Raw genomic sequence first — 12,224 nt, forward strand, 5'->3', positions numbered from 1 at the left:
CGGGCGAGACCCGCTGAGCCGCCAGGGGCCACGCCCGCCCCACTCGGCGACGTCAGGCACAGGCGCCCGATAAGGGCGCGTACTGCTGACGGGCAGTGATTCAGGAGGCCCCCTGTACACCCGTGCAACGTTGCGCAATTCTTGTCCGACCGACGAAGTGGCCGGAACTCACAGCTGACACACGCAGTCAAGTTCGCCCGATGCTCTACCAGGCCCCTGAGGAGCATTGCCGTGCCACAAACCGCGCATTTACCGCAAGCGCTGGACGTACTGCCTCGTGATCGGCCCCACCCACCCTCGTCCGTAGGCGACTCGTGGCGATGGCCACGCTGGCGCTCCCTCCACCCGCCGCCAGTGGTCCTCAGGTTGGCTGCGCGGTTGTCTCTCCCGCCCGCACTGCGGAATGCGTGCGAGGGCATCGCGGGCCCCGATTCCCCTCCGGTGTCCCCGATTTCACGCTGACACCGACTGCACTGATCAGCCCAGGCGCACTCCTCCGGACGTCGGCGATCCAGCGAGACCGTGGCGGCCGCGCCTACGCGAAAGGAAGGCAGCGACACACATGCAACTCGAAGATTTCGGCAGCACCATCCCCTTTCCTTCGCGCACCAATCCGCACCTGGAAGAGATCCGCGCCGGCCATGAGGAATGGCTTCGGAGGCATCACCTCATCTCGGATAACGCCGACGCCGAGAGCTTCAAGGAATGGAAAATGGTCGAGCTGGCCGCCCGGGCCTATCCGGACGCAACCGCTCGGGGCCTTCGCATCGCGGCCGACGCGATGGGCTGGTTCTTCCGGTTCGACGACCTTTTCGACGGCGGACCGCTCGCCTGCGACATCACCCAGGCATCGACCTTGATCGCGGTCGTCACCGGCATCGCGGAGGATCCCGACTCCGCGCCGGAGACCGACGAAGCGCCAGTCATCAGCGCGTTCCGGGATATCCGTAGACGAAGTGCGCGAGGCATGTCGGTGGAGTGGATCGCGCGTTCAGCCGATCACTGGCGCGGATACTTCCAGGGCAACCTCAAGGAAATCGTGATCCGGACCGCCGGGGCCCCCATCTCGCTGAAGAAGCTGATCGGTCTGCGTCGCTACACGATCGCCGCCGCGCCTTCGGCCGACCTCAACGAGTGCGCGTGCGTCTTCGAGATTCCCGAGAGAGTGGCGCAGAATCCCTACTTCCAAGGCATGGAGGACGACACCGCAGACGCGATCATCTTCGTCAACGACCTGTGGTCGGCGAGCAAGGAAGAGTCGGTCGGGGAGCCGTTCAACGCCATCTCGGTCATCCAGAACGAGGCACACTGCGATCGCCGTACGGCACAATTCACGGTCGCCGGCCTGCTGGATGACTGCGTTCGGCGGTTCACCCACCGAAAGGAGTGCTTCGAAGAGTGGCTGGGCACCCAGAACCTGTCAGAACGTGAACGCTCGGCGGCAGTTCACCAGGCGGCGCATCTACAGGACTGGATACGCGCCAACTACGACTGGTCACTTGAATCGTCCCGCTACCGCGCATGCTCGTAGCGCATGCCGAGCCGGCTCTGACCGAGTCCCGCACCCGTTCCCACCACTGATGGGCAGCCGCATCGCACACGCGCCAAGAGGCGCACACCGGAGCACTGAATACATATATCGGTGCCCTGGCGTGCGCCTCTTGGGGTTTCGAGAGGCGCACGACGTGCGCTCCCGTAACCGCGCTACTTCCCTGACAGCCACCCCTTCAACCGGCTCCACCAGGGCGTATGCGCCCTGGGCAGGTCGGCCGAGGAGATCGCCGCGAGCGCATCCCGTGCGGCTTCCCGGCCACCGTCGACGGCCCCCTGGGAGGCGGGGGCGCCGTCCACCTCGCCCGCCGATCCATCGGTCGCTGTGGCAGGACCCTCTCGCCGGCTCGGGGTGAACTTCACCGGGAGCGAGGTCAGATGGCGGGCGATCCAATGGGACACCCACCTCAGCTCGCTCTCGGGAACGGCCAGCTCGATATCGGGCAACCGCATCAGCAGGATGTCGATTCCCGTGTCGACGACGGCCCGACCGATGTCCTGGCCGGGGCACTCGTGCGGACCGCCGGTGAAGGCGAGGTGGGAACGGTTGCCGTGCATGGGCACCGAGAGATCGGGGCGAATGACGGGATCGGCGTTACCGGCGGCCAGACCGAGCAGCAGCATGTCCCCGGCCTTGATGGACTGACCGGCGAGTTCCGTGTCCCCGGTGGCCCACCGGGCCGGCGCGACCGCGGTCGGCGGCTCGTCCCACAGCATTTGCTCCAAGGCGTCGGGCAGGGTCATGCTGCCGCCCGTGAGCGAGGCCCGGAAGCGGGGATCGGTGAGCACCATGCGCAGGGTGTTCGCCATCAAATTGGTGGTGTTCTCGTTCGCGGCGATGGCGACGAGTCGCAGATGCTGTGCGACTTCCTCGTCCGTGAGGTTGGCCGAGTGGCCGATCAGCCACGAGGTGATATCGGGACCAGGAGCTGCGCGTTTGCGGGCGACCAGCTCGTCCAGCGTCGCCACGAGGTATTCGTTGCTCTTGAAGGCCGTCTCCGAGCCCCTGAGAAGGTCCCGGGTGGCCTCGACCAGCCGCGGACCGGTCTCGTCGGGCATGCCGAGGAGTTGCGACACCACGCGCAGCGGCAGTTGCTCCGCGAACTGGCTCACGAGGTCGGCTTGCCCATTGCCGATGAATTCGTCGATCAGTTGATGGGCGGATCGGGTGACGCAGCGGCGGATTCCACGGCGGTCGAATCGCGTCATGCTTTCGGTGAGCGCGACCCGAAGCCTCTCGTGCTCGGTGCCGTCCATGAAGAGGCAGACGGGCTGCCAGGCGAGAGCCGGCATCAACGGTGAGTCCGCCGCGACCTTGTTTTCCTTGAAGCAGTGCCAGATACGGGAGTCGTGGCTGAAGCGGGTGGGCGTGCGCAGCACTTCGAGGTTCTCCCGATATCCGAGGACCAGCCAGGCCGGCAGGTCACCGTCCACCAGGACGGGCGCCACGGCCCCGTGCTTGGCGCGCAGTCGTTCGTAGAAGCCCGTCGCGTCGTTCACCGCCTCGGGCCCGAAGAGCCGCGCCAGTCCCTCGGTGTCCCAGACTCGGGCGTGAGCGGGGCATTCCGGGGGCGGTCCGGATACAGATGTCGTGCTGGGCTGGTTCGTGTCAGAGGCGGTCAACGGGACTCCGAGGCTGTGGTGGTGAGGGCGTACAGATAGCGCATGAGGGTCAGCAGGGCATCGCGGCTGGAGGCACGGTCACGAGCGTCGCAATCGACCATGGGAACGTCATCGGGGAGATCCATGGCCGCGCGGAGCTCCGACATCGGGTAGGCAGGGGCGTCCGGGAAAGCATTGATGGCGACGACGAAAGGCAGCCCACGTTCCTCCAGCCGGCCGATCACGTCGAAGCTGTCGTCCAGGCGTCGGGTGTCGATCAGGACCACGGCCCCCAGCGCCCCTTCGAAGAGGCCGTTCCACAGGAACCAGAAGCGCTGCTGGCCCGGAGTGCCGAAGAGATACAGCACCAGTTCGCTACTGAGGCTGATCCGGCCGAAGTCCATCGCCACCGTGGTCTCGGTCTTGCGCTCGACCCCGACGATGTCGTCCACTCCGACACCGGCCTGCGTCATGGTCTCCTCGGTGGTCAGCGGGCGGATTTCGCTCACCGATCCGACCAGGGTGGTCTTCCCCACTCCGAAGCCACCGACGATCACTACCTTGACCGCCGTGGAGACCGAGGCCGGTAGGGTGTCCTCGCTCCGGGGGCCGACGACGGGCTCAGAGATTTTGCAGTCCATGCATCACCGCCTCCAATAGTTCGACATCGGGCAACGAGGCCGTCGGGATCGGCGCCCGGGCTTCGGCGTGGCCGCTCTCCAGCAGATCCGCGAGTAATACCGTGACCACGCTGACTGGCAGATGGACGTATGCGGAGATCTCGGCGATCGATAGCGGGTAGTCGCATATCCGGAGGATGGCGGCCTGCTCCGGCTGCATGCTCGCAGCGGGCCGATGCCGGGTCACGATCAGCGTGACCATGTCCAGAGGCGCTTCGGATGGCGCGCTCCGGCCGGACGTCAGGACGTAGAGCCGCTCGGGACCGCCTTCTTCCCAATTCCGGTGCTTTTCCGGTTTCGAGTCGCTCACGGGACCTGCCGGTCGGCCCGCGGCGGGCTTGTGAGATGTTGACCGATCCGGGCGACCAGGTCCCGCATTCCCTGTCCCATGAGGCCGGCGTCCACGTCGTCATCGGCCAGTACCGCCAGGTACGCCCCGGCACCGGCCGCCATCAGGTAGAAGAAGCCGCCGTTGACCTCGATGACGACCAGCTTCATCTGCCCGTCGCCGTGCGGGAATTCGGCGGCGATGGCCGCCGACAGGCTCTGCAGGCCGGCACAGGCAGCGGCGAGGCGATCCGCGGTGTCCTCGTCCGTACCGTACTGAGCCATGCACAAACCGTCCGAGGACAGCACCACGACGTCACGGGTGTGCGGAACGCTGGACGCCAGGCCCTCGAGCATCCAGTTCATATTGAGTCGCTGCTGTGTCACCACTTACTTACTCATCCTTACCTAATGACTCAGTTACGCTCGGACTCTTTATCGCTCAGGCCGTCGGGACGAGGTGCGGGGGACTCAGCTCGGGGCTCGCCGGAGATGCCCTCCTGGAAGGCGGCCAGCCACAACCCGGCCTGCGGGGGTGGAGCGGCTGAGACCGAGGTGGCGGATTCCGTGGGGGTCGAGGCCACGGGCTTCTGCCGCAGGGGCGGAATCACGGCACGGGTACGGCGCCTGCGTTGCGGCAGCCCGTTGGCGTTACGTGGAGAGACGGCAGGCACGGGCTCCTCGGCGAGCCCCTCCACGCGGCGCATCGGACCACCGGGGCGCCGGGGCGGCGGCAGCACAGCGGCCTTGGCCATGGCCCCGCCGGGCACCGGAGTCGCGGTGATCATCTCCGGCGGAACGATCAGGACCACGCGCACACCGCCGTACGCGGAACTCCGGAAGGAGACCCTGAAGTTGTTCGTGCGGGCCAGCCGGCCGACCACGGCCAGGCCGAGTCGCGGTGACTCGCCCAGGTCGTCCAGGTCGAGTCCGGTGGGCGAGTCCTGCGCCAGGGCGCGCTCGGCACGCAGACGGGCCTCATCGGTCAGGCCGATCCCGGCGTCCTCCATCTCGATGGCCACACCGGTCTGGATCTCGGTCGCGGTCAGATGGACCCGGGTCTGGGGCGGTGAATAGCGGGTGGCGTTGTCCAGCAGTTCGGACAGGGCGTGGATCAGCGGTTCGACACCGCGTCCGAGAATGCCGACCTCGGCCACGGAGTGCAGGTCGACGCGCTGGTAGTCGATGATCCGGGACATCGCGCCGCGGAGCACGTTGAACAGCGGGATGGTCTGCTGCCACTGACGGCCGGGCCGGGCCCCACCGAGTACGGCGATGCTGTCCGCGAGCCGGCCGACCAGCGCGGTGCGGTGGTCGAGGCGCAGCAAGTCACCGAAGACTTCGGGGTCCTGGCCGTGCTTGTCCTCCATCTCCCGCAGTTCCTGGGACTGTTGGTGGACGATGGCCTGGACGCGCCGAGCGATGTTGACGAAGGCCCGCTGGGCGGAGTCGCGCAGGTCTTCCTCGGCCTCGACGGCCTCCAGGACGTAGCGCAGCACTGCCCGGTAGGCGGCCTCGAACTCGGGGCTGACGCGGGAGACATGGACGACGTTGCGGAGCACGTCCTCGGCACGGGAGCCCTGCTGGAGCTGGGCCATGGCCGTGGGCAGGGTCTCCTTTGCCATCCGCACGGTTTCGGCTTCCTGCTGGGAAAGGTGGCCGAGCAGGACGGACTCTCGCTTGGCGTACTGCTTGCGCAGTTCGTCGAGCACACGTCCTCGGCGTGCCGCCTCCCCGCCTGCGACAGCCACAACCACCGTCGCGAGGACGCCGATCGTGACGACCGGGGCGCGAGCCATTGACGGCGTCAGCGCCACGGCCACGGCCGTGCACACGGCCAGCAGTACGGACGGCAACAGCCATATCGGGGCGGAAGCGGGCCCCGAACTTCCGGGGGGCGAACCAGCACGAACCATCGGCATCCTCAGAGCACTCAAGGGAATGGACAGGGCGATGTACATGGCGTTCATGGGCGCCATGAGAAGGCCGCCTGCACAAGATCGACGACCGTCGGAGCACGCTCACCAATTGCTTGGTGGCAGCGCATTCCAAGGCGGCGTTCCGCACGTCTGAGGCCGGGTCCCAGGACGCCCGAGCCCTTGTGCGATTCGGCGGCACCACAACAGCAAGCGACGACGTGCGGTAATCGCCACAACTCGCTGCGCGACAGCGAGCATAGCGGGGTCGAGGTGTTTCTGCGGCCCGAGTGCGTATAACACACAACTGCACTCGTGTACGAAATTTAGAATGTGCGTTTGACTCGGGGATTCGACGGAATCGGAGATTGCGCAAGCCGCTGTCGCGCTGGCGAAGGGAAGGGAGTTGACCTGCGACGACGCGAGGACGTGCGCGTCAAGGTCAGCTCCGGCATCGAAGTCGGAGCGCGTGGCGGCGGTCGAGCGCGGCCGGCGGGATCGCCAACTGCTGCCGACTGGAAGGCGTCAAGAGGCCGTCGGGGATGCGAAGCGGCGGGCCGTGGTGGTATGCGTGACGCGCCAGGTTGACGAATGGCGAGGCCGGGCGCGTCCCGGAACTCCTCCCCCCTCCCCCGCCCCTGGGGTCAAGCGCCCGACTCGTCGACTCCCACGGGAAAGAACTCGGCCATTTTCCGAGATCGGCAATTCCCGGCCGGAAAAGTGCCCGGAAAAGTGCACCGCCGCTGCACAGGAGGATCACCGGCACACGAGCGTCAGGGATTTCGCACGACAGTCGCGCCGGGGAATCCCCGGAGGAAGACGGCATTTTCCCGCACCCACATAGGCCGAACATCCTGTTGTGGATCGCGCAACTATTGCGCTTCGCGTGGAAGAAGTCGCGACGACGCCGGGAGGGACGGTCGAAAAGTACAGGGTTTTCGCCAGTCTTCGCGTGCATCGGATTGACAGCGCCGCCCGCGGATCGCGGCGGGTACGGGCGTCAGGTCGCTCGGCGGGCGGGGAGGGGGCGGAAGGCGGGGCCGTAGGTCCCTCCGCCGCCGGGGATCTCGGTCTCCATCAGTTCCACGGCGGGAGCCTCCAGGCCCCGCATGGCGTGGATGGCCGCTCCCAACGCGCGGTCGTCGCCTGCGTCCCAGGCACGGTCGAGGAAGTCGAGCGTGGTGGAGTAGATGTCGTCGAAGCGTTGCAGAAGTCCCAGCACGTGCGCCGGTGGGTTCGGCCAGCCACCGGCCGGTACCCGGGCCATGGGGCGCGCCTCCGGGAAGGGCACGGGCTCGCCGGTGTACTCCCATCGGTCCCCCGTCCTGCGCAGCCGTCGGCCGTGGTAGATCTCGCTGAAGGCGTAGTAGTGGGCCGGATGGTCGTCCTCGAACGTATCGGATGGGGAACTGGCGGTGCCCTCGCCCTGCTCCTTGATGATCTCCATCACGCGCTCGACGTCGTCGAGGTTCTCGACCGGCCTCAAGACGTCCGAGCCGATGTGCTGGAACAGTTGCCCCCGCGTGGACAGTTCGGGTGCCGCGGTCCGGAAAGCCCGCTGTAGTTCGCCGTAGAAGAGACCGATGCTGAGGTAGTTGTCCAGGCCCTGGGCGAGCGGGGCTTCGGGGGCCTCGATCGCCATCATCACGTCGTGCACGAACGACTTGGTGAGCCCTGACAGGTAGACGGTCACGCCGGTGCGCACCCCGCCGGGCAGCGGGCCTGGGTAGACGGGTGCCGCGTCGCTGATTCTCGGTCGTCCACCCACCGCGACGAGCAGGTTGGACACCACTCCCAGGTGGTACATCTCGTCGCCGACGATGCGCCGGATCAGCCGGGCGGCCTCGCTGTCCCGGTCCTTGACGGACCACCAGCCGCACAAGTAGGCGGGAATGGTGGCGAGTTCGAGTGCCACGGCGACCTGGAGGGCCGACCTGATCCAGGGCACCCCGCGGTCCGGCTCCGGGACGGCGAGCAGGCGTCCCACGGAGCCGCGGCCGGGCGTGGGTGTCCTTCCGTCCGCCGGCGGTTCGGTTGCCTGTGCGGTCCCCGCGACGGAGACGGGCGTGGCGGCCGCAGCGGCGGCCGTCGCCAGGAAGGTCCGGCGTCCGAAGCGGCTGCCGGTCGGCGCGTCCGGGCCTTCCAGTGCGTCAGTCATCCTGCCTCCGCTCACCACCATGGCCCGGCCTCGGCCGCCTCGGCCGCAGTTCCCTCCGGCCCTCGAACAGTTCGCGAAGTTAGCAGCAGGCACCACGGTTCCCGCGGTACACGGCTTCGGGCAGCGCGTCCACCACCCTGTCGGTCCAGTCGGGGAGGGGCGCCGAGGCGGGGTCCCGACGGTCCACGGCGCGAACGGCCGTTGTCCGTAAGGTTGTTGACCGGGCGGGCGCACGATGTAGCCGTGTGGGTGGTTTGACGTCCCCGTTCGTGTGAACGCAGTGGCTCCACGTCGCTCCTGAGCCAAGTGTGATGAGCGATCAATTCACACGATGGGAGCACTCCGAGCGTGACCACTCCGAGCACGAAGAACACCGGCGTATCGAGCGGGGAACACCTCGCATCGGACGCTTCGCCCGCCTCGCCCCCCTCGCCTCGGCCGCCCGGCGCGCAACTGTCGCGACGCACCGTGGTCACGGCGACCGGCGCCTCCGCGCTCGCCGCCGGCCTCACCGCCGCCTCCGTCGCGCCCGCGACCGCGCTGAGCCCTGCCGTCGCGCCCTTGACGGCGCCCGCCGCGGCGCCGCCCGGCACCGATCCCACGGCGTACACCACGGTCGCCCGTGCCATCGCCGTCTACGACGAGCACGACAGACCGCTCGTGCCGACCTATCTGAAGGCCGTCGAGAACGGCCTGCCAGCCCGCAGGGGCAGGGCGACGAAGCGGGTGTTGGTCGTCGGGGCCGGGCCGGCCGGGCTGCTCGCCGCCGACCTGCTCAACCGGGCGGGCCATGACGTCGTCGTGATCGAGGCCAACGGCAACCGCGTCGGTGGCCGTATCAAGACGTTCCGCAAGGGCGGCCACGAGAAGGGGGAGCAGCCGTTCGCCGACCCCGGGCAGTACGCCGAGGCCGGGGCCATGCGGCTGCCCGGGAGCCACCCGCTGCTGATGGCGCTGATCAAGAAGCTCGACCTTGAGCTCCAGGAGTTCTACCTGGTGGACGTGGCGGTCGACGAGCCGAAGAAGCAGGCCAACCGCGCCTGGATCCACGTCAATGGCGTCCACATGCGGCGCGCCGACTACGAGAAGAACCCCGCGAAGATCAACGACACGTTCGGTGTCACCGGCCCCCACCGCACCAGGACCGCGGCCGCCATCCTCGCGCAGGCCCTCGAACCCGCGCACCGTCTCATCCGGGGCAAGGAGGGGAAGGCCCTGGTCAAGGGGTGGGCCAAGGTCCTCAAGAAGTACGGCCACTGGTCCATGTACCGGTATCTGACGGAGGTCGCCGGGCTCGACACCAGGACCATCGACCTCATCGGCACGATCCAGAACCTGACCTCACGGCTGCATCTGTCCTTCACGCACAGTTTCCTGTCCAGCGCGCTGATCGACCCCAAGACCACGTTCTGGGAGATCAAGGGCGGCACGGCGCTGCTCGCCGACGCGCTGTACAAGCCGGTGAAGGGGAAGGTGCGGCTCGACCGGCGTGCCGTACGCATCGAACGCCGCGCCGGCAAGGTCGCGGTGCACACCGTTTCCGAGGACTCCCAGACCGGCAAGGGCGGCGTCACGGAGGTGTTCGAGGGCGACGAGGCGATCATCACCGTCCCGTTCTCCGGGCTGCGCCACGTGACCTTCGAGCCTCCGCTCACCTACGGAAAGCGCCGGGCGATCACGGAACTGCACTACGACGCCGCGACCAAGGTGCTGTTGGAGTTCTCCCAGCGCTGGTGGGAGTTCACCGAGGCGCAGTGGAAGGAGGCACTGAACTCCATCGAGGACAAGCTGTACGACAAGTACCGGGCGGGCGCGGTCGACGACGGCGCGTACCTCGGCGCGCACAAGTCCGTGCAGAAGCTGGGGGTGACACTCCCCGACGAGCTCAAGAAGTCCTTCGCCGCCTTCCGGCCCGTGGCGGGCGGCGATCCGGACGCCGCGCATGTCCGCGGCGGCGGCAACGTCAGCGACAACGCCAACCGCTTCATGTACTTCGAGCACGCGCACCCCATGGAGGGCTGCGACGGCGGGATCGTGCTCGCTTCCTACAGCTGGTCCGACGACGCCCTCAAGTGGGATTCCTTCGCCGACGACGAGCGGTATCTGCGTGCGCTGGCCGGGGTGCAGGCCGTCTTCGGCCGCCGGTGCGAGGTGTTCTTCACCAACAAGTGCAAGACCCAGTCGTGGATGCGCGACCACTACGCCTACGGTGAGGCTTCGGTGCTCCTGCCCGGCCAGCACACCGAGCTCTTCCCCGACGTCCCCACGTCCGAGGGGCCGCTGCACTTCGCGGGGGACCACACGTCCATCAAACCCGCCTGGATCGAGGGCGCGTTGGAGTCCGCCGTCCGGGCGGCGTTGACGGTCCACACGGGCTGACGCGGAGCACGGGAACCGGATGCGGTGCGCTTGTCCAGCAGGGCGGCACAGGCACGGCCCTGCTGGACAAGTCGTCCCGCGACGCGAGGAACTTCGTGGTTCTCGTGCCGTCCCGCGGTCGGTCCAGGCCCGGGACGGCGGTCACTCAGGGACGCTTCGCGGGCGTGCGCACCGCGCCCTCGCCGCCGGCGAGCCGCCACTCGCGGTTGAGCGGACCGAGCGGAATGCTCCGCTCGAAGACGGGCGTGCCGAAGATGTCGAGGTGCGCCCGGAGCGCGCCGGACAGGTCCACTCCGCCGTATGCGGCCCACTTGCCGACGAGTGCGCCCGTGCCGTTCGAGGCGCCGGTGGCCGTGCCGTCGACCTCGGCGCGCAGGTACGGGGCCAGGGTGCCGGTGATGCCGACGCTGCCGTAGAGGCCGACGCTGGCCTCCGCGCCGAGCGTGGCCTTCACGCGTCCGGCGGCCGTCGCGGTGGCGGTCACCGGGGTGCCGCTCAGGTCGGCGCGGGCTATGGGTGTCCAGCCCTTGGCCCGGCTGTACGAGCCACCGACCCGGAAGTCGCCCTTCACGTCCTGCTTGACGTCGACGCTGACCTTTCCGTCCGCATCGACCTGGAGGTAGCAGGTGAGATCGAGGTTGACCACGACCGGCACCACACCGACCTGGATGACGGGGTCGGCGTGCAACTTGGCGAACGGCACCCGCAGCGGCGCGCCGTCCGAAGTGGACGCCGCCGCCTGGCCCTTGAGCTCCCACTGCGAGGACCAGTCGCCCGCCAGGCTCACCGACGCGGTCCCCGGTGTGCCGGTGGTGTTGCCCTTGCCGTCGTAGGAGAACTCGACCTGGGGCGCGAGCTGGACGAAGCCCGAGGCGGAGGCGTCGACGGAACCGGCCCGCGTCTTGAGGGTGGGCAGCGCGGCGTTGACGTCCACCCGCAGGCTGCCCAGCGGCAGTTGCGCCCCCTCGGGCCCGAAGTGCAGGCTGCCGGTCTTCGCCCAGGAGACCGCCACCTTGGGGGCGAGCGGCTCGACCTTCACCGTGGCGGGGTCGACGGGCACCCGCCCTTGGGCCGTGGAACCGCCCAGCAGGGCGCCCAGCGTGGCCGGCGCGGTCTTGACCTCGGTGCCCCGCGGGGTCGTACCGACGACTTCGGTGACCTTGGCCAAGGTGCCGTGCGGCGCGCCCGGAGCGGGTGCGCTGGCGAAGACGTCCCCGACGGCAACGGCGGCCGGGCGCTTGCCCGTTGAGTCCTTGCCCCCGTCGTGCCCCTGACCTCCGCTGCGGCCCTTGTCGCCCTTGTTGCCGCTGTCGCCGTGGCCGCCCTTGTCGGTCCCGCCCTCCTTGTGCGCGTGGTCGTCCTTGCCGGTCTTGTCCTTCGACGGGGTGCCGGCGGTCGGCCCGGCGAGGACGGCCCGGCCGCTGCGCCCGTCGAACTCGACGATCCGCAGCGCCGACTTCGCCGCGGGGCGGTGGCCCGCTGACGGCGTCGCGACGGCGCTGGGGGTGCCCGCCCCGGTGGGCGCCGGGGCGACGGCGAGTGGCGCGTCCGCGTCCGTGTCCTTGACGTTGGACATCGATTCGTCAGCGCCGCTCTTCCCGGCGGCGGAGG

Annotated in this window: 9 protein-coding genes; 2 read left to right on the top strand and 7 right to left on the bottom strand. The window is 68.6% G+C overall.

What is annotated here, in order from left to right:
• Window positions 1-562 precede the first annotated feature (562 nt).
• On the top strand, window positions 563-1,531 hold the full coding sequence (locus MOV08_RS02835) for a terpene synthase family protein (RefSeq protein WP_275306043.1): 969 nt from the start codon (window positions 563-565) through the stop codon (window positions 1,529-1,531).
• Between the two features lie 173 nt (window positions 1,532-1,704).
• On the opposite strand, the gene MOV08_RS02840 is transcribed toward MOV08_RS02835, so the two are convergent.
• The 6 genes from MOV08_RS02840 to MOV08_RS02865 all read right to left on the bottom strand — a co-directional run bounded on the left by MOV08_RS02840 (window position 1,705) and on the right by MOV08_RS02865 (window position 8,234).
• Window positions 1,705-3,174 (bottom strand): cytochrome P450, encoded by a 1,470-nt coding sequence (locus tag MOV08_RS02840; protein WP_420834119.1) that lies wholly within the window; start codon window positions 3,172-3,174, stop codon window positions 1,705-1,707.
• Window positions 3,171-3,794 carry a GTP-binding protein gene (locus MOV08_RS02845; RefSeq protein ID WP_039629229.1) on the bottom strand — a complete coding sequence of 208 codons (624 nt, stop codon included), beginning with the start codon at window positions 3,792-3,794 and terminating at the stop codon, window positions 3,171-3,173. The genes MOV08_RS02840 and MOV08_RS02845 overlap by 4 nt, the downstream gene beginning before the upstream one ends.
• Window positions 3,775-4,143, bottom strand: a complete 369-nt coding sequence (locus MOV08_RS02850; RefSeq protein ID WP_275306044.1) for a DUF742 domain-containing protein — start codon at window positions 4,141-4,143, stop codon at window positions 3,775-3,777. The genes MOV08_RS02845 and MOV08_RS02850 overlap by 20 nt, the downstream gene beginning before the upstream one ends.
• Window positions 4,140-4,526, bottom strand: a complete 387-nt coding sequence (locus MOV08_RS02855; RefSeq protein ID WP_039629233.1) for a roadblock/LC7 domain-containing protein — start codon at window positions 4,524-4,526, stop codon at window positions 4,140-4,142. The genes MOV08_RS02850 and MOV08_RS02855 overlap by 4 nt, the downstream gene beginning before the upstream one ends.
• Before the next feature lie 50 nt (window positions 4,527-4,576).
• Window positions 4,577-5,959 (bottom strand): sensor histidine kinase, encoded by a 1,383-nt coding sequence (locus MOV08_RS02860; protein WP_063777514.1) that lies wholly within the window; start codon window positions 5,957-5,959, stop codon window positions 4,577-4,579.
• A gap of 1,117 nt (window positions 5,960-7,076) precedes the next feature.
• The gene (locus MOV08_RS02865; protein ID WP_275306046.1) at window positions 7,077-8,234 is read right to left on the bottom strand and encodes a ferritin-like domain-containing protein; all 1,158 of its coding nucleotides are present in this window, start codon (window positions 8,232-8,234) and stop codon (window positions 7,077-7,079) included.
• 468 nt (window positions 8,235-8,702) lie between these two features.
• On the opposite strand from MOV08_RS02865, the gene MOV08_RS02870 reads away from it, so the two are divergent.
• A complete protein-coding gene (locus MOV08_RS02870) occupies window positions 8,703-10,613 on the top strand; it encodes a flavin monoamine oxidase family protein (RefSeq protein ID WP_275306048.1) in 1,911 nt (636 codons plus the stop codon).
• Between the two features lie 145 nt (window positions 10,614-10,758).
• Here the strand turns inward: MOV08_RS02870 and MOV08_RS02875 are convergent, their stop codons facing one another.
• Window positions 10,759-12,189, bottom strand: a complete 1,431-nt coding sequence (locus MOV08_RS02875) for a hypothetical protein (RefSeq protein ID WP_420834276.1) — start codon at window positions 12,187-12,189, stop codon at window positions 10,759-10,761.
• Window positions 12,190-12,224: the final 35 nt, after the last annotated feature.

The sequence above is a fragment of the Streptomyces yunnanensis genome, assembly GCF_029011865.1.
Taxonomy (GTDB): Bacteria; Actinomycetota; Actinomycetes; order Streptomycetales; family Streptomycetaceae; genus Streptomyces; species Streptomyces yunnanensis.

Bases quoted from the DNA above. Each gene is read 5' to 3' on its own strand.
- MOV08_RS02835 (WP_275306043.1), top strand. From the start codon at position 563: ATGCAACTCGAAGATTTCGGCAGCACCATCCCCTTTCCTTCGCGCACC.
- MOV08_RS02845 (WP_039629229.1), bottom strand. From the start codon at position 3,794: ATGGACTGCAAAATCTCTGAGCCCGTCGTCGGCCCCCGGAGCGAGGAC.
- MOV08_RS02855 (WP_039629233.1), bottom strand. From the start codon at position 4,526: ATGAACTGGATGCTCGAGGGCCTGGCGTCCAGCGTTCCGCACACCCGT.
- MOV08_RS02860 (WP_063777514.1), bottom strand. From the start codon at position 5,959: ATGGCTCGCGCCCCGGTCGTCACGATCGGCGTCCTCGCGACGGTGGTT.
- MOV08_RS02865 (WP_275306046.1), bottom strand. From the start codon at position 8,234: ATGACTGACGCACTGGAAGGCCCGGACGCGCCGACCGGCAGCCGCTTC.
- MOV08_RS02875 (WP_420834276.1), bottom strand. From the start codon at position 12,189: ATGTCCAACGTCAAGGACACGGACGCGGACGCGCCACTCGCCGTCGCC.